16 protein-coding genes and 5 pseudogenes are annotated in these 16,232 nt (G+C 67.2%); 9 read left to right on the forward strand and 12 right to left on the reverse strand.

Annotation, left to right across the window (positions count from 1 at the left end; translation table 11 throughout):
• Positions 1 to 53: 53 nt before the first annotated feature.
• From LRS12_RS19950 to nudC, 3 genes and pseudogenes are all read left to right on the forward strand, one after another.
• A pseudogene (locus tag LRS12_RS19950) lies at positions 54 to 884 on the forward strand (serine hydrolase domain-containing protein); the annotation flags it as partial.
• 134 nt (positions 885 to 1,018) lie between these two features.
• The gene (locus tag LRS12_RS19955; RefSeq protein ID WP_308222987.1) at positions 1,019 to 1,234 is read left to right on the forward strand and encodes a serine hydrolase; all 216 of its coding nucleotides are present in this window, start codon (positions 1,019 to 1,021) and stop codon (positions 1,232 to 1,234) included.
• Positions 1,235 to 1,236: 2 nt separating this feature from the next.
• Positions 1,237 to 2,109 carry an NAD(+) diphosphatase gene (gene nudC, locus LRS12_RS07630; protein ID WP_257844040.1) on the forward strand — a complete coding sequence of 291 codons (873 nt, stop codon included), beginning with the start codon at positions 1,237 to 1,239 and terminating at the stop codon, positions 2,107 to 2,109.
• Here the strand turns inward: nudC and LRS12_RS07635 are convergent.
• Positions 2,106 to 2,540 (reverse strand): MAPEG family protein, encoded by a 435-nt coding sequence (locus LRS12_RS07635; RefSeq protein ID WP_257844041.1) that lies wholly within the window; start codon positions 2,538 to 2,540, stop codon positions 2,106 to 2,108. The genes nudC and LRS12_RS07635 overlap by 4 nt on opposite strands.
• Before the next feature lie 205 nt (positions 2,541 to 2,745).
• On the opposite strand from LRS12_RS07635, the pseudogene rpmF reads away from it, so the two are divergent.
• The 5 genes and pseudogenes from rpmF (at position 2,746) to LRS12_RS07660 (ending at position 5,724) form a co-directional block, all read left to right on the forward strand.
• Positions 2,746 to 2,926, forward strand: a pseudogene (gene rpmF, locus LRS12_RS07640) (50S ribosomal protein L32).
• A 26-nt stretch (positions 2,927 to 2,952) separates the two neighbouring features.
• Positions 2,953 to 3,984, forward strand: a complete 1,032-nt coding sequence (plsX, locus tag LRS12_RS07645) for a phosphate acyltransferase PlsX (protein WP_257844042.1) — start codon at positions 2,953 to 2,955, stop codon at positions 3,982 to 3,984.
• 36 nt (positions 3,985 to 4,020) lie between these two features.
• On the forward strand, positions 4,021 to 4,977 hold the full coding sequence (locus LRS12_RS07650; protein ID WP_257844044.1) for a beta-ketoacyl-ACP synthase III: 957 nt from the start codon (positions 4,021 to 4,023) through the stop codon (positions 4,975 to 4,977).
• 117 nt (positions 4,978 to 5,094) lie between these two features.
• Entirely contained in the window at positions 5,095 to 5,394 is a 300-nt protein-coding gene (locus LRS12_RS07655) for an integration host factor subunit alpha (RefSeq protein WP_257844045.1), read from the forward strand.
• A 1-nt stretch (position 5,395) separates the two neighbouring features.
• A pseudogene (locus tag LRS12_RS07660) lies at positions 5,396 to 5,724 on the forward strand (MerR family transcriptional regulator).
• A 411-nt stretch (positions 5,725 to 6,135) separates the two neighbouring features.
• On the opposite strand, the pseudogene LRS12_RS20295 reads toward LRS12_RS07660, so the two are convergent.
• The 4 genes and pseudogenes from LRS12_RS20295 to LRS12_RS07680 all read right to left on the reverse strand — a co-directional run.
• Positions 6,136 to 6,282 (reverse strand): annotated as a pseudogene (locus LRS12_RS20295) (histidine phosphatase family protein); the annotation flags it as partial.
• Positions 6,279 to 9,000: pseudogene (locus LRS12_RS07670) on the reverse strand (ATP-dependent DNA helicase). The pseudogenes LRS12_RS07670 and LRS12_RS20295, both read right to left, overlap by 4 nt.
• Positions 8,997 to 9,656, reverse strand: a complete 660-nt coding sequence (locus LRS12_RS07675; RefSeq protein ID WP_257845460.1) for a COQ9 family protein — start codon at positions 9,654 to 9,656, stop codon at positions 8,997 to 8,999. Before LRS12_RS07675 ends, LRS12_RS07670 begins: the two are co-directional and overlap by 4 nt.
• A gap of 2 nt (positions 9,657 to 9,658) precedes the next feature.
• Entirely contained in the window at positions 9,659 to 10,594 is a 936-nt protein-coding gene (locus LRS12_RS07680; protein ID WP_257844046.1) for a DMT family transporter, read from the reverse strand.
• A 58-nt stretch (positions 10,595 to 10,652) separates the two neighbouring features.
• Here LRS12_RS07680 and LRS12_RS07685 point away from each other — a divergent pair, with 58 nt between their 5' ends.
• Complete coding sequence (locus LRS12_RS07685) at positions 10,653 to 11,741, forward strand: alkene reductase (RefSeq protein WP_257844047.1); 1,089 nt, start codon at positions 10,653 to 10,655, stop codon at positions 11,739 to 11,741.
• Between the two features lie 27 nt (positions 11,742 to 11,768).
• On the opposite strand, the gene LRS12_RS07690 is transcribed toward LRS12_RS07685, so the two are convergent.
• From LRS12_RS07690 to LRS12_RS07720, 7 genes are read right to left on the reverse strand one after another with little or no spacing between them, the layout of a single operon-like run.
• Positions 11,769 to 12,221, reverse strand: coding sequence for a hypothetical protein (locus LRS12_RS07690; RefSeq protein WP_257844048.1), 453 nt, complete (start codon positions 12,219 to 12,221; stop codon positions 11,769 to 11,771).
• Positions 12,218 to 12,760: a GNAT family N-acetyltransferase gene (locus LRS12_RS07695; RefSeq protein WP_257844049.1), complete on the reverse strand. Its 543-nt coding sequence runs from the start codon at positions 12,758 to 12,760 to the stop codon at positions 12,218 to 12,220. Before LRS12_RS07695 ends, LRS12_RS07690 begins: the two co-directional genes overlap by 4 nt.
• The gene (gene ribH / locus LRS12_RS07700; protein WP_257844050.1) at positions 12,760 to 13,176 is read right to left on the reverse strand and encodes a 6,7-dimethyl-8-ribityllumazine synthase; all 417 of its coding nucleotides are present in this window, start codon (positions 13,174 to 13,176) and stop codon (positions 12,760 to 12,762) included. Before ribH ends, LRS12_RS07695 begins: the two co-directional genes overlap by 1 nt.
• Positions 13,176 to 14,315 carry a 3,4-dihydroxy-2-butanone-4-phosphate synthase gene (ribB, locus tag LRS12_RS07705; protein ID WP_257844051.1) on the reverse strand — a complete coding sequence of 380 codons (1,140 nt, stop codon included), beginning with the start codon at positions 14,313 to 14,315 and terminating at the stop codon, positions 13,176 to 13,178. Before ribB ends, ribH begins: the two co-directional genes overlap by 1 nt.
• On the reverse strand, positions 14,302 to 14,910 hold the full coding sequence (locus LRS12_RS07710) for a riboflavin synthase (RefSeq protein WP_257844052.1): 609 nt from the start codon (positions 14,908 to 14,910) through the stop codon (positions 14,302 to 14,304). Before LRS12_RS07710 ends, ribB begins: the two co-directional genes overlap by 14 nt.
• Before the next feature lie 3 nt (positions 14,911 to 14,913).
• A complete protein-coding gene (gene ribD, locus LRS12_RS07715) occupies positions 14,914 to 15,876 on the reverse strand; it encodes a bifunctional diaminohydroxyphosphoribosylaminopyrimidine deaminase/5-amino-6-(5-phosphoribosylamino)uracil reductase RibD (RefSeq protein ID WP_374580550.1) in 963 nt (320 codons plus the stop codon).
• Positions 15,873 to 16,229, reverse strand: a complete 357-nt coding sequence (locus tag LRS12_RS07720) for a hypothetical protein (protein ID WP_257844053.1) — start codon at positions 16,227 to 16,229, stop codon at positions 15,873 to 15,875. The genes ribD and LRS12_RS07720 overlap by 4 nt, the downstream gene beginning before the upstream one ends.
• Positions 16,230 to 16,232 lie beyond the last annotated feature (3 nt).

The raw sequence follows: 16,232 nt of genomic DNA on the forward strand, positions 1-16,232 counted from the left end.
CGGCGTTCGGGCAGGCGGCGACCGCGACGGTGGTCAAGGCTCCGGTTGCGGCGATGGCGCAGGACTATGTCGCGCAGAATCGCACCCAGGGGATTGTCATCGCCTATGGCGTCGGCGATTCGGTGCCGGTCTTTGCGAGCGCCGGACGCATCGCGGTTGAGGCCGATGCCGCGGCAGCAGGTCCCGACTCGCTATGGCGCGTCTATTCGATGACCAAGCCGATTACCGGCATGGCGGCGATGATGCTGGTCGAGGACGGCAAGCTGAAACTCGACCAGCCGATTTCCGAATTCTTCCCCGGTTTCCGGAACATGAAGGTGCTGACCGATCCGGTGAACAGCCTCGACAGCCGTCCGGCCAAGACCCAGATCACGGTGCGGCATCTGCTGACCCACACCGCGGGACTTGGCTATTCGATCATCACCAAGGGGCCGTTGCTCCAGGAATATGAGCGGCTGGGGATCACGCCGGGGGCGGTCAATGCGGCACTGGAGGCGCAGGCGCGGCCCTTGCGCCCCAAGAGCCTCAAGGAATTTGCGCAGCGCGTCGCGACGCTGCCGCTGATCGCCGAACCGGGGACCAAATGGAGCTATTCGATCAGCCTGGACCTGCTCCCTGCGATCATCGAGGCGGCGGCGGGGATGCCCTATGAGCAGTTCTTGCAAAAGCGGCTGCTCGGGCCGCTCAAGATGACCTCGACCTACTGGACCGTGCCGCAGTCGGAGATCGCGCGGTTCGCGACCAACTATGCCTGGGCGGGCGACAATCGCGTGCCCTTCGACCCGGCCAGGAGCTCGGCATGGCTGACGCCGCCTTCCTTTCCCTATGGCGGCGCGGGGCTGGTGATGTCGGCGCGCGATTATGACCGGTTCCTGCACATGCTCGCCAATGGCGGTATCGTGGATGGCGTCCGTGTGATGAAGGCGGAGACGGTGCGGCTTGCCATGTCGGATCTGTTGCCCGCTGGCGTCACATTCGGCGGCGCGCCGGGGGGAGCGGCGGCGCGACAGGGCCGAAGATGGGTTTTGGCGCGGGCGGATCGGTGCAGCTTGAGGATATACCCGGCGGGGCGGGCAAGGGCACCTATGGCTGGGGCGGTGCGGCGGGCACGGTCGCGTGGGTCGATCCGGCGAAAAAGGTGCGCGGGACGGTGATGGTCAATTACTTCCCATCGGACAAATGGCCGTTGCGTGCGGACGCAGTGCGCGCAATTTACGCTCCGACTGCGCATTGAGGGTGGTGCCGGTAGGGTTCACTGGCGCGGTTCTCGATCGCGCCGATCGCGAGCGCAATGATCCCGAGGCGCTGGCTGCCGCCCTGAGCGACTGGCGCGCGCGGCTGCTGCGCCTGAACGGACTCGATCCGGAGGTGGATGGCGAGGGGCGGCTGGTCTGGTCCAGCCTTGCCGACCTGTCCGACGACGCCGAGCCGTTGTTCCTGGGCTATATTGACGGCAAGCCGCATTTTGCGCCGCTGCGGATGGGCGAGCGGCATGGAGCCGTCCGCACTCCAGCCTTGTTCGCGATGCTGGGGTTGATGCCGCCCGATCAGGCGGGGCTCTATGCGGCTGCGCGCAGCCTGGTCGACTGGCATCAGCGACATGGATTTTGCGCGGCCTGTGGCAGCGCGACCGAGATTTTTCGCTCGGGCTGGGCGCGACGCTGTACCGGCTGCGCGGCAGAGCATTTTCCCCGCACCGATCCAGTCGTCATCATGCTTGCCGAGCATGATGGTCGCGCGCTGCTGGGGCGCCAGGCGGCATGGCCTGCGGGTCGCTATTCGGCGCTCGCCGGATTTGTCGAGGTCGGCGAATCGATAGAGGAGGCCGTTGCGCGGGAGACGCTGGAGGAAGCGGGCGTGCGCGTGTCGGATGTCCGCTACGTCGCCAGCCAGCCCTGGCCCTTCGCCTCGTCGCTGATGATCGCCTGCATCGCGCGCGCCGAAGACGACTCGCTCACGCTCGACACGACCGAGATCGAGGACGCGATGTGGGTCACGCGCGACGAGGTTCGCGCGGCGCTGGCTGGCGGGCCGGACGCGCGGTTTGGTGCCCCGCCGCGCTACGCGATCGCCCACACCTTATTGAGCGCGTGGGTGGACGGGAATTAACCCGTCGTTTCGACCAGCTCGATCGTCTCCGATTCGCCAAATGCGAAGTAGGGAATGGCGGCGGCGTAGCCGGCGAGGCCGATGGTCACCAGCAGTGTGACGGCGATGCCGATGCCGCGACCGGCTTTCCACCCGTCCATGCCAAAGGCGTGGAGAATGCGCGCAACGACGAACAGCGCTGCGACCGCCCAAAGCCAGGTCTCCGTCCCCACCGCCAACTCGATGAGGCCAATCAGGATCAGCACGATCGGCGCATATTCGACGAAATTCAGCTGAGCACGCATCCGGGCGATCAGCCGTGCGCTGCCGCCGTCACCAATCGAAATCTTCTCCGCGCGGCGCACCTGTCCGACGCGGATCGCGAGCCAGACATTGAGCAGCGCACACGCCGCAGCAGTCGCCAGCGTGACGGGTAGGATAATGGCTTCCATGAATAGCTTCCCCCTTTGGAACGCCTTCGCTGCCACGCCGCGCGCCGCCTTGCAACTTGGACGGAAATCGGTATAGGCGCTCGCTCGCTTTGCGACTGGCCCAGGGCAGTCCGGCGAGTGCCGGAGCCCCGGCGCTTGCCCGATCGCCGCCGTGGGCGTATCGCGATCCAGGTTTTTAGAAGACAGTTCAAGAAGGTTTGCCGAAATGGCCGTCCCCAAGAGAAAAGTTTCGCCGAGCCGCCGTGGCATGCGCCGGTCGCACGACGCGCTGAAGGTTCAGGCGTTCCAGGAATGCCCCAACTGTGGCGAACTGGAAGCGCCCGCACGTGCTCTGCGGCGCATGCGGCCATTACAACGGCCGCGAGATCGTCTCGGTCGAGGGCTGAGCCCTAGCAATCAAGGACCGTTGGCCATGACCTCCAGTGCGCGAATCGCCGTCGATGCGATGGGCGGCGATGAGGGGCTGGCGGTCATGCTCGCCGGAGTCGCGCGTGCGCGGCGCCGGTTTGACGGCATGCGCTTTCTGCTGGTCGGCGACGAAAATGCGATTCGCGAGGGGCTGAAGGCCCATCCCAACCTCACCGCCGCGTCGGAAATCGTCCACGCGCCCGAGGTGGTGACCGCAGCCGACAAGCCAAGCCAGGCGATTCGCCGCGCCAAGACGACATCGATGGGAATCGCCATCGACCTGGTGAAGCGCGGCGAGGCCGCCGCCGCTGTCTCCTCTGGCAATACCGGCGCGCTGATGGCGATGGCGAAGCTGTCGCTGCGCACCATGCCGGGGATCGACCGCCCCGCGCTTGCCGCGCGGATGCCGACATTGGGCGACAATGACGTGGTGATGCTCGACCTGGGCGCGAATACCGAGGTCGATACACGCAACCTGATCCAGTTCGCGGTGATGGGTGCCGCCTATGCGCGCACCGTGCTCGATCTTGAATCGCCGCGCGTCGCATTGCTCAACATCGGCACGGAAGAGCTCAAGGGAACCGACATCATCCGCGAAGCCGCGCAGCAACTGCGTGCCGCGACCCATTTGCCGTTGCGCTTCACCGGATTCGTCGAGGGCAATGCCTTGTCGCGCGGCAATGTCGATGTGATCGTGTGTGACGGCTTTTCGGGAAACATCGCGCTCAAGACGGTGGAGGGGACTGCGCGGTTCGTCGGCGACCTGTTGCGCCGCGCTTTTTCCAGTTCGGTTCGCTCGAAGATTGGATTTCTGATTTCCAAGCCTGCGACCGATCTGCTGCGCCATCATCTCGATCCCAACAACCACAATGGCGCGGTGTTCCTCGGCCTCAACGGCATCGTCGTTAAGAGCCATGGCAGTGCCAATGAAATCGGGGTCGAAACCGCGATCGGCGTCGCCGCCAAGATGGTGCGTGACGATCTGACTCGCCGCATCGCCGAGGATCTCGGCAATTTCGAGGCCCAGGCAGCATGAGCGGAATCAGGCGCCGTCGCGACCACGCGACGTGCAGTGATCACCGGGACCGGATCGGCGCTGCCGCGTCGCCGCGTTGCTAACGCCGAACTGGCGGAGCAGATCGACACATCCGACGAATGGATCGTCGAGCGGACCGGCATCCGTTTTCGCCATATCGCTGCGGACGACGAGACGACGTCAACGCTCGCCACCGACGCTGCACGTGCAGCCCTGGCTGCGGCGGGAGTGGATGCACAATCGGTCGATCTGATCGTTCTTGCCACCGCGACGCCTGACCAGACCTTTCCTGCCAGCGCGACTCGGGTGCAGGCGGCGCTGGGCATCGACGATTGCGTCGCATTCGACGTCGCCGCAGTGTGCTCGGGCTTCCTCTATGCGGTGCAGGTCGCGGAGAGCATGATCCGCGCGGGCAGCGCCAATCGCGCGCTGGTGATCGGCGCGGAGACGTTCAGCCGCATCCTTGACTGGGAAGACCGCACCACCTGCGTGTTGTTCGGCGACGGGGCCGGCGCGGTCGTGATGGAGGCGCAGGACAGCGCGGTCGAAGGTGGGCGCGGCGTACTCGCGACGAAGCTGCACGCCGATGGCCGCCATAACCAGCTGCTCTATGTCGATGGCGGTCCGTCGACCACCGGTACGGTCGGCAAGCTACGAATGAAGGGCAAGGAAGTGTTCCGTCACGCGGTGGTCAACCTTGCCAGCGTGATGAACGAAAGTCTTGCGGCGGCGGGACTCGATCCGGCTGATGTCGACTGGGTCGTGCCGCATCAGGCCAACGCCCGCATCCTCGACGCGACCGCAAAAAAGCTGGGACTTGCCCCCGAGAAGGTCGTGGTGACGGTCGATCAGCACGCCAACACGTCGGCGGCGTCCGTGCCGCTGGCGCTCGACACTGCGGTGCGCGACGGACGGATCAAGCAGGGCGACCTGCTGGTGCTTGAGGCGATGGGCGGCGGATTTACCTGGGGCGCCGCTGTGGTGCGTTTTTGATTTGGGTAACGGACTGGCCCAAATCCGTAGAATTACGATATCGTAACGTCCGCGCAACGATGGTTGCACCATTTCCTCAATGTGTTACGGTAACAAGACGGGGCAGGAGGGTTTACGATGGCAACCGCCGCGACGCTGACCAGGGCCGATCTCGCTGATGCGCTGCATCGCGATGTGGGCCTCTCGCGTGCCGACGCCTCGCGTCTCGTCGAACAGATCCTCGGCCATATGTGCGAGGCGCTCGCCAAGGGCGAGAACGTCAAGATTTCGGGCTTCGGTAGCTTCGTGCTGCGCGATAAGGGCGAGCGGATCGGTCGCAATCCCAAGACGGGGGTCGAGGTTCCGATCGCACCGCGCCGGGTGCTTACCTTCCGGGCCAGCCAGATGCTGCGCGACCGGATCGTCAACGGGGGATGACATGGCAACCGGTCCGGAGAAGGGCCCCGAAGCCTTCCGGACGATCGGTGAGCTTGCGCAAGAAATCGGGCGCCCTCAGCATATACTGAGATATTGGGAGACGCGCTTTTCCCAGCTGCGCCCGTTACAGCGCGCGGGGGGCGACGCTATTATCGGCCCGATGACGTCGCATTGGTTCGCCGCATCGATTCGCTGCTCAGCCGGGAAGGATATTCGATCCGCGGAGTCCAGCGGCTGCTCGATGCCGAACGCGGCGCGCGGCGGGGGCGGAGCGACTCGCTGCGTGCGGTGCGCGACTCGCTGCAACGCGCGTTGAACGACGACCGCTAATCTGCGATCGGCGCTGATCAGCTTTCCGGGCCGAGCGCGGGGGTCAAGATCGCGCGGGCGCACGAAGCGGGCCAGCGTCCCGGCATCGGAACGGATCGAACTCCAGTCACTGGTGTCGAAGGTGATCACCGCCAGCGCAGCGGTGGGAAATTTTTCCTCGACCGAGTCGCGCAGTAGATCGCCGGTGCGATCGGGGACCAGCATCAGCACCAGATCCTCAAGCCCCGGATTATGGCCAATCAGCAGCGCGCTATCGGCCCCGGCGGGCAATTCGTGGATCACATCGAGCAGCGTCGAGGCCGAGGCAAGGTAGATGCGCCGGTCCCAGGCGGGGGCGAGCGCGCCGCCATAGCCGGTCTCGAGCTGCTCGACGGTCTCGATGATCCGCACGGCGGGCGAGGCGACGACATGGTCGAAGCTCAGTCCTTCGCTACGCATATGGCGGCCGACCGTCACTGCTGCGCGTTGCCCGCGGGCATTCAGCGGCCGGTCGAAATCGCGCGCGACCGCATCGTCCCAGCTCGACTTGGCGTGGCGCAAGATCGTCAACGTCTTCATCGGCCCTCCGGATCGGCGGATTCACGTGCCTTCTGCCCCAGCGATGCGACGGAGGAAAGACGCCGCACGCGCTCCACGGCCTCATCGAGCGTCAAGCGGACGACTGGTGTGCCGTGTGGGAAGGCGTCGAGCAGCCGCGACGGGGTAGCGGCGGAGAGCAGCACGAACGCGCCAGAATCGTCGGCGCGGCGGATCAGCCGACCGAACGCCTGCGCCAGCCGCGCGCGTACAATGCGGTCGTCATAGGCGCTGCCGCCACCCGCGAGTCGCCGCGCCGCGTGGAGCACGCTCGGCTTGGGCCAGGGTACGCCCTCCATCACCACCAGCCGCAGCGAATGACCGGGGACATCGACCCCGTCGCGCAACGCGTCGGTGCCGATCAGCGACGCGCGCGGATCGTCGCGGAAGATGTCGACCAGAGTGCCGGTGTCGATCGGATCGACATGCTGGGCGTAGAGCGGCAGCCCTTCGCGCGCCAAACGGTCGGCGATGCGGGTGTGCACCGCACGCAGCCGCCGGATCGCGGTGAACAGCCCGAGCGTCCCGCCCTGTGCCGCGATGATCAGCCGGGCATAGGCGGAGGCGAGGGCGCCCATGTCGCCGCGCTTGATGTCGGTGACGATCAGCACTTCGGCCTGACGTGGATAGTCGAAGGGTGACGCCGCCTCGAACCGCTGGGCGGGATGGAGCAGGTGCTGCGCGCCGCTACGCTGTTCCGCGACCTCCCAGTCACCGCCAGCGCGCAGGGTCGCGGAGGTGACCAGCGCCCCATGCGCGGGCCTGAGCACCGTCTCGGCGAACGGCTTGCTGGGGTCGAGCCATCGGCGGTGGATGCCGATATCGATCTCGCGCCCCTCGATCCGTTCGACGGCGAGCCAGTCGACGAACTCGGGGGTTACCGGGCCGCCGATCCGGGCGACCAACGACAGCCAGGCGGCGACGGTTTCGGCGCGCCAGCCCAATGATGCGATCGCCCCCTCGATCCGCGCGCGTGCCGGGCCGTCCATCCAGTCGGGGGCTTCGTCGAGCACTGCCTCGAGCCGCCGCCCCAGCGCCATCAGTGGGCGGAGCAGCGATTCGAGCGCGGCGGCGGCAGGCGGGATCGCGTCGATCAGCGGCGCATCGGGCTCGGCCAGTTCGGTCTCGATGCCATAGCCGGCCTCGCCCGATCCATCGCTATCACGGGCATAGACGAGGCCGCGCACGGCGGCGAGGAGATGCTCGATCGGGCCGAAGGGCTGCCCCTCGGCGAGCCGTTGGAGCCAGCCGTCGGAGGGCAAGGCGCGGGCGGCATCGACCGCCTCACTGATCGCGCGCGCGCCGGCATCGTCATAGCTGGCGACATCCGACAGCCGCGCGGCCAGCCCGCGACGGCGACCGCGCGATCCGCTTTCGGGGCCGGTGACCCAGCGGCGCAGCTCGATGGTTTCCTGTCCCGACAGCGCGACGCTGAACATCGCGTCCGCGGCGTCGAAAATATGGTGGCCTTCGTCGAAGACGTAGCGGGTCGGGCGGGTCGCGGTTTCGCGGCCGCGCGCGGCGTTGACCATGACGAGCGCGTGATTGGCGATGACGATGTCGGCGTCGGCGCTAGCCCGAGCGGCGCGCTCGATGAAGCACTTCCGGTAGTGGGGGCAGCCGGCATAGACGCATTCGCCGCGCCGGTCGGTCAGTGCGGTCGATCCGTTGCGGCGGAACAGCACGGGCAGCCAGCCGGGCAGGTCGCCGCCGACCATGTCGCCATCGGCGGTGTATGCGGCCCAGCGTGCGACGAGCTGCGCGAGGATCGCCGCGCGGCCCGCGAACCCGCCCTGCAGCGCATCCTCAAGGTTGAGCAGGCAGAGATAATTTTCGCGACCCTTGCGCGTGACGATGCGGCGCTTGCGCTCCTCGGGATCGGCGAACAGCCGCTCGCCTTCATGCCCCAACTGGCGTTGCAGCGCCTTGGTAAAGGTCGAGATCCACACCGCGCCATCGGCCTGCTGCGCCCAAAGCGAGGCGGGGGCGAGATAGCCCAGCGTCTTGCCGATCCCGGTCCCGGCCTCGGCAAGCACAAGATTGGGCGAATCGCGCATCGTGCGAGGGGCGAAGGCGCTCGCCGCCGCTTCGGCGTAGAGGCGTTGGCCTGCACGCACCTCTGCGCCCGAGCCAGTGAGGGTGGCGAGCCGATCGCGCACGGCCTCGGGATCGAGGCTCACGGTGCGCGGTGGGGTGCGCGGCGCTCCCCTCACTCCATTCGGGCAGGCGGGAAAACAGCCAGCGTTCGGCCCTTTCCGGGCGAGTCAGGCTCTGCGACACCGCCGGTGCCCAGCTCCAGCGCAATTTTGCCAACGACTGGGCGGCATGCCATGCGCCCTCGCGCTCGGGCCAGTCGGTATCGGCGATCGCCAGCATCGCTTCGGCAGCGTCGCGCAGGAACGGCGCGACGGCGGAGTCGTCGACAGGTTCAGCGATACCCAGCGTGCGGGCGAGGCCGCGCGGCGTCGGCACCATGAAGCGAGCCGGGCGCAGGAATGCGAAAAGTTCGAGCAGGTCGAGCCCCGACAGATCGGGATAGCCGAGGCGCTGTGCTGTCAGCGGGGCATTGAGCAGGATGACCGGGGTGTCGGCGGCGATCCGCACCGCCTCGCCGCGCCCGATGCTGCGCGTGCCCTCTGCGGTCGCGATCCAGATGCCGCCATGGCTGGCGTGGAGGGAGGGATAGGGGAGCGCGCTCACCGCGCGTTGTAGCGCAGCCGGCCGATGAAGCGCGACATGCTGAAGCGGTGGTCGGACCGCGCCGCCAGCTTCGCCTTGGTCTTTTCGAATTGCATGATGTTCTCGATCCGGCGGGACAGGAAGGCGCGGGTGTCGGCCTGGCCCTCGCTCTCGTCGTTCAGGAACACCGCGATCGTCGCGACATAGATGCTGCCGAGCATCGCGCGCTTGGTATAGTGATTGTAATCGGTCGCCGTGTCGCCCGCGAGCCGCCACATCGCGTCCGCAGAGCGCCAGCCGAGCCTTGCGGCGCGGGCGGCGTTATGGGGCATGGCGAGGATCGCGACCGCGCGGCGCAGCGCTGCGCGGTTGGGGGCGAGGATATCGAGCCGCGCTTCGACCAATGCGGTGATCTTCGCGCGGATCTTCATCGGCGCGAGGGTTTCGGGCGAAAGGCGGCTAGCCATCTCGCGATCGACCGACGCGAACCACAGGTCGATCATCTCGACTGGCTTGGCGGGAATGGCGAGGCGCGCGATGTCGTGATCAGCGCCGATTGCGTTCGCCGCAGCGATCACCGCTGCTTCGCTCCAGCCGTCGAACGCGGCATTGGGGGCGAGATGCGGTGCGAGCGCCTCGCGCAGCTCGTCGAGCGTCATGTCGGCAATCGGAGTCATGTTCACGTTTTAGCCTCCGTCGCGCCGGACGCAACCTCCACTGGCGGGCTTTTGCCGCGCCGGACAAGGACCAACGCGACCGCGACCAGCGCCGCGCCGATAAAGTCGGGCACGCCCAGCCGCTCGTCATAGACGATCCAGCCGACCGTTCCGGCGACCACCGGTTGGGTCAGCAGCGCGATGCCGACAACCAAGGGCGAGAGATGGCCGAGCGCGTAGATCAGCAGCCCCTGCCCGACGACCTGGCTGGCGAGCGCGAGGCCGACCAATATGCCCCAATTCTGCGGCCAGATCTGCTCGCCCAACACCCAGGCGAAGATCAGTATCGGGAGTGTCCCGAACAGGCTGGACCAGGCAAGCGCGGGGAGCGGCGCCATCGCTTCGCGGGCGCGCGCCATCAGGATGAAATAGACGGTGTAGAGCGCGCCGGCGAGCAGGCAGAGGAGGTCGCCGACGAGGTTCTGCGGCGATAATTCATAGGATCGCCCGAGCAGCAGCCCCGCGCCGATTGCGGCGAGCGCGAGCGCCAGCCCCTGTTGCCGGGTGGGCCAGGCGCGGGCGACGAAGAAGCCCCAGATCGGGTACATCAGCGTCGCTGAATTGCCGAACAGCGTCGAGTTGGCGAGCGTCGTATGGAGGATGCCGATGTGCCAGGATGCGAGATCGGCGGCGAAGGCGATGCCGGAAAGCAACAAGACACCCCACAGCCCGCGCGTTCCCGCCATCGGCTTGCCGCGCGCGACCAGGATGATCGCAAACAGGAAGGGCACGCCGAGCGCGAGCCGCCAGAAGCCCGCCGCGACCGGGCCGACATCGGCGGCGCGCACGAACCACGGGCCGAAGGCCAGTGCGAGATTGCCGAGCAGCAGCGCGGCGAAGGGCAAAGCAGTCGCGCTTTGTTGCGGTGCAGCTTTTCTTGACGGGGCGGACTCGTGCATCGCGCCTTTAGCGCCCTATCTGTTGCACTATGCAACCCAATTGGAGGGAAATTCGCCGATGCCCGATTTGTTCGATCCGCTGACGCTGGGCGCGATCCATGCGCCGAACCGCATCCTGATGGCCCCGCTGACGCGCGGCCGCGCGGATCGCGACGGAGTGCCGACCGCGATCATGGCCGATTATTATGCGCAGCGCGCGTCGGCGGGGCTGATCATTTCGGAGGCGACCGGAATCAGCCGTCAGGGACTGGGCTGGCCGTTCGCGCCGGGGCTGTGGACCGATGCGCAGACGGAAGGGTGGAAGCCGGTGACCGATGCGGTTCATGCCGCCGGAGGGCGGATCGTCGCGCAGCTGTGGCATATGGGGCGGCAGGTGCACAGCTCGGTCACGGGCGAGCAGCCGGTTTCGTCTTCGGCGACCCAGACGCCCGGTCACATGCACACTTATGAAGGACGTCAGCCCTCGGAACTCGCCCGCGCGCTCGATATCGCGGAGATTCCCGGCATCCTCGACGACTATGCCCGCGCGACCAAAAACGCGCTGAAGGCCGGGTTCGACGGGGTGCAGATCCACGCCGCCAATGGCTATCTGATCGACCAGTTCTTGCGCGATGGCGCGAATCTGCGGACCGATGCCTATGGCGGGTCGGTCGACAACCGCATCCGGTTGCTGAGCGAAGTCGCCGAGCGCGTGGTCGCGGTGGCGGGGGCGGATCGCACCGGCGTGCGGCTGTCGCCCAATGGCGATAGCCAGGGCGTCGACGACAGCGATCCGCACGCGCTGTTCCTGCCGGCGGCCAAGCGCCTGTCCGAACTGGGCATCGCGTTCCTCGAACTGCGCGAGCCGGGGCCAGAGGGGACGTTCGGTCGCACCGATGTGCCGAGGCTCAGCCCGGCGATTCGCACGGTGTTCGACGGGCCGTTGGTGGTAAACTCCGACTATGTGACCCGCGAGGCGGCGCAGGCCGCGCTCGACAGCGGGGTCGCGGATGCGGTGAGCTTTGGCCGCACCTTCCTTGCCAATCCCGATCTGCCCGAAAGGCTGCGCAGCGGTGCGCCGCTCAATGAGGGTAATATGGCGACCTGGTACAGCCAGGGGCCGGAGGGATATGTCGATTATCCCGCGCTGGAAACTCAGGCGGCGTAACGCAAACGGGGGGTGGAGGCGTTTCCTCTACCCCCGCTCCACCTCGTCCAGCCGCGCGGTGATCCATGTGCGGATCCCCGCGCGCAGCTTCGGCTGGAGGGCCAGCACGAAGGGCAGGACGATCAGCCAGGGGAAGAAGATGAAGGCGATCGAGAAGGCGATGAACAGACCGACCAGCCAGCCGCCGATCACCCCGCCGAATTTCTCGTTGAACCGGTCGCCCATCACGATCCGGCGCGGTGCCTTGAGGTCGTAGAGGCGCGAGGTGGTCAGGATTTGCGCGCCGCTGCGGTCGTCGATGCGGCGAGGTTCATCCTCGCTGACCGGGCGTTCGGCGGGTGGCGGTAGCGGGTGCTCATGTCGCGTCGCCGGCGGAACAGGGCCGGGGGCGCTTGCCGGCTTTCCGGTCAGCGTGTCGATCACCACCAGCCGCCGGTCGCGCTCGACGACCTTGTAGCGACTGGGCGGGACGTCGGTCACCGCGCGGCGCGTCCTGCACGCCATTGCTCGGCGCTCTGCCCCCAGGCGTCGACGGTGACGTCGGCATAGGGGGCGGGGAGCTTCACCGGCCGGAGGTTGGTCGATCCGAGCCGCTGGGCGAGGCGGATCGAGCGGGTGTTTTCGGGTGCAATGGTGTGGATCACCTCGCTCCAGCCGAGCACGTCGACCGCATAGTCCATCGCCGCGACCGCGCCCTCATAGGCATAGCCGCGCCCGGCAAATTCGCCCGCGACGCCCCAGCCGACTTCGGTGCCGGGCCAGCCTTCGGGCATCCATGGACCGAGGCGGCCGACCCATTTTCCGGTCGCGCGCTCGATGACCGAGAACATGGCGAAGCCGTTGATCTCCCACGCCCCCGCCATGGTGCACAGCTGCCGCCAGGCGACGCTGCGTTCGACCGGGCCGCCGAGATGCTCGGTCGCCACCGGATCGGCGGAAAAGGCCGCCCAGCCGTCGAGATCCTCCGCCGCCGGACGGCGCAGGATCAGCCGTTCGGTGAAGAGGATCGGAGAATTCATTACAGCCGCTGCTTCAACGCGAGCATCGCGATCGCGGCCTCTGCCGCACCGCCGCCCTTGTCGAGCTGCGCAGGGTCGGCGCGGCGGATTGCCTGCGCCTCGTCCTCGGTGGTCAGGATGCCGTTGCCGATCGGGATGCCGTCCATAGTCAGCGCCATGATGCCGCGCGCGCTTTCGTTCGACACGATCTCGAAATGATAGGTCTCACCGCGGATCACCACGCCGAGCGCGACATAGGCGTCGTAACGCTGGGTTTCTTCGGCCAGCACGATTGCGCCGGGCACTTCGAGTGCGCCGGGGACGGTGACCGTCTCATGGGAATGACCGGCCGCCTCGATCGCGGCGCGGGCACCGGCGAGGAGCATGTCGTTGAGATGGTCGTAGAAGCGCGCTTCGACGATCAGGATGTTGGCCATTATCTGCCTTTCAGATCGATTGCGCGTTCGCCGACGATACGCAGGCCGTATCCGTCGAGACCGACCAATGTGTGATGGGTGTTGGTGAGCAGCACCATTTCCTCGACCCCCAGATCGTTGAGGATCATCGCGCCGACGCCGTAATCGCGCAACTCCTCCATATCGACGACGGTGCGTTTCCCCGCCTTGCGCTCGACCGCCATGGTGAAGGCGTCGGCGCGCGGCTTGTTGATCACGACGACCACCCCGGCGCCTTCCTCGCCGATGATTTCCATCGAGCGCTGGAGCATCAGGCCGCGATCCCCCGCCTCACCGAATACGTCGGCGAAGGGCGACAATGCGTGCATGCGGACCAGGGTGGGCTTGTCGGAGCTGACGCGGCCCTTGACCAGGGCGAGCTGTTCGGTGCCAGTCGCCTTGTTCCAGAAGGCGATGGTGCGCCAGTCGCCGCCCCAGCGGCTGGTGAAAACCGATTCGGCGCGCCGTTCGACCAGATGGTCGTAGCGACGGCGATAGGCGATCAGGTCGCGGATCGTTCCGATCTTGAGATTGTGGAGTTGGGCGAAGGCGACGAGGTCGTCCATCCGCGCCATCGTCCCGTCATCTTTCATGATCTCGCAGATCACACCCGAGGGGCTGAGGCCGGCGAGGCGGGAGACGTCCACCGCCGCTTCGGTATGGCCGGCGCGGACCAGCACGCCGCCCTCGCGCGCGACGAGCGGGAAGACATGGCCGGGCGAGACGATGTCGGCGGACCCCTTGGTCGCGTCGGTCGCGACCGCGATGGTGCGTGCGCGATCGGCAGCGGAGATTCCGGTGGTGACGCCCTCCTTCGCCTCGATCGAGACGGTGAAGGCCGTGCCCATGCTGGTGCCGTTGCGGCGCGACATCGGTTCCAGGCCAAGCTGGTCGGCGCGGCCCTGCGTGATGGCGAGGCAAATCAGGCCGCGACCGTGGCGCGCCATGAAGTTGATCGCGTCGGGGGTCGCCATCTGGCCGGGGATGACCAGATCGCCCTCATTCTCGCGATCCTCGTCATCGACCAGGATGAACATGCGACCGTTGCGCGCCTCGTCGATAATCTCCTCTGGCGAGGAGAGGAAGGCGTGGGGCAGGCGGGAGATTTCAGCTTTGGCCACGGACGGCCTCCATGCGTTGCAGATAACGTGCGAGCACGTCGATTTCGAGATTGACCGCCTGACCCTGGGCAAGTGCGCCCAGCGTGGTGACGGCTTGCGTGTGCGGGATCAGGTTGATCGAAAAATGCGCGGTGCCGTCGGGCTGATCCGTCACCTCGTTCACGGTCAGCGACACCCCGTCGATGGTGATCGACCCCTTGGCGGCGATGAACGGGGCGAGGCTGGCGGGGACGGCAAAGCCGACGCGCTGCGAGTCGCCGTCGGGACAGATGTCGATCACGGTGCCGACGCCGTCGACATGGCCGGTGACGATATGCCCGCCCAGCTCATCGCCGACCTTGAGCGCGCGTTCGAGGTTGAGGCGCTGGCCGGCCTGCCACTGCGCGGCGGTGCGCGAGACGGTCTCGTGGCTGACATCGACCGCGAACCAGCCCGGCCCCTTGTCGACGACGGTCAGGCAGACGCCCGAACAGGCGATCGATGCGCCCATGTCGACGGTGGTCGTGTCATAGGTCGTGGTGATGTGGACGCGCAGGTCGCCGCGATTCTCGATCCTCTGGATCGCGCCGACATCGGTGATGATTCCGGTGAACATGGTCTATCCTCTGGCGCGCTCGTAGACCTCGAGCCGGTCGCTGCCAAGCATCCGCGCGTCGTGGAGGGTCCAGCGGCCGTGCGCGCGATTGAGCGCGGTGAGCCCGAGATCGGCGAGGGCCGGTTTGCCGCCGAGCATGATCGGCGCGCGGTAGAGCAGGAGGCGGTCGACCAGATCGGCGCGCAGGAAGGCAGCGGCGGTCTGTGCGCCTCCCTCGACCAGCAAGTGGCCGATGCCGTCGAGCGTTCCAATCGCTTCGGGCGCGGCGATGCGGGTCCAGCCGGGGGCGTCGCGGGATGAGAGAAGGATGCGGCGGGGTGCGCGATCTTCAAGTCCGCCGAGGCGCACGTCGAGCTTTGGCGCGTCGGCTTCCAGCGTGCCGCGTCCGACCAGGATCGCCTCATGCCGTGCGCGCTCCAGATGCACATGGGCGCGGGCGCGGGGGCCGGTGATCCAGCGACTCTCGCCGTTCGACAGCGCGATGCAGCCGTCGAGCGAGGTTGCGAGCTTGAGCGTTACGAACGGGCGGCCCTGTGCACGGCGAGTGAGGAAGCCGGCCATGCTGCGGGTTGCCTCATCGGCGCGGATGCCCGTGGTGAGGGCAACGCCGGCGGAATCGAGCCTGGCGATGCCGCGCCCGTCGGTGCGCGGATCGGGGTCGCGCAGGGCGATCACCACGCGGGCGATCCCGGCGGCGATCAGCGAGGCGGCACAGGCTGGGCCGCGTTGGGACTGATGCGCGCAGGGTTCGAGTGTGGTGTAGGCGGTCGCGCCGCGCGCGGCATCGCCCGCCTGTGCCAGCGCCATCGCTTCGGCGTGGGGGCGTCCGCCGGGCTGGGTCCAGCCGCGCCCGACGACGCGCCCCTCCCGCACGATGACGCAGCCGACATTGGGATTGGGTGCGGAACGACCGCGCGCGCGCTCGGCAAGTGCGAGCGCGGCACCCATCCACGCGGCGTCGTTCAAATCCCGTATTCTTTCAGCTTGTCGTCGATCTTCTTATACTCGAGTCGCTTCTTCTCGGCCTTCGCCTTTTCCTCCGCGATGCGCTTCTGGCGGATCGGTTCGTCGATCTTCTGCTGGGCGATGATCTGGTCGATCGTCCGGTCCTCACGCCAGTTCTGGAAATAGACGATCTCGCGCTTGTAGGGCTTCTTGAAATAGGAGTCCTGGTAGAAGGCGAACAGAACCAGACTGGTCGTCACCGCTGCAGCGAGCATAAACCAGAACTGGTAGCGGTGGCGGATGCGCAGGGCTCTGCGCAGATCCGCCAGCGCGCCGACCGTGGAGACGGGGCGATCGGGTTTGAAGAACCTCATGGC

This window comes from Sphingomonas sp. J344, from assembly GCF_024700005.1.
In the GTDB taxonomy this organism is placed as follows: domain Bacteria; phylum Pseudomonadota; class Alphaproteobacteria; order Sphingomonadales; family Sphingomonadaceae; genus Sphingomonas.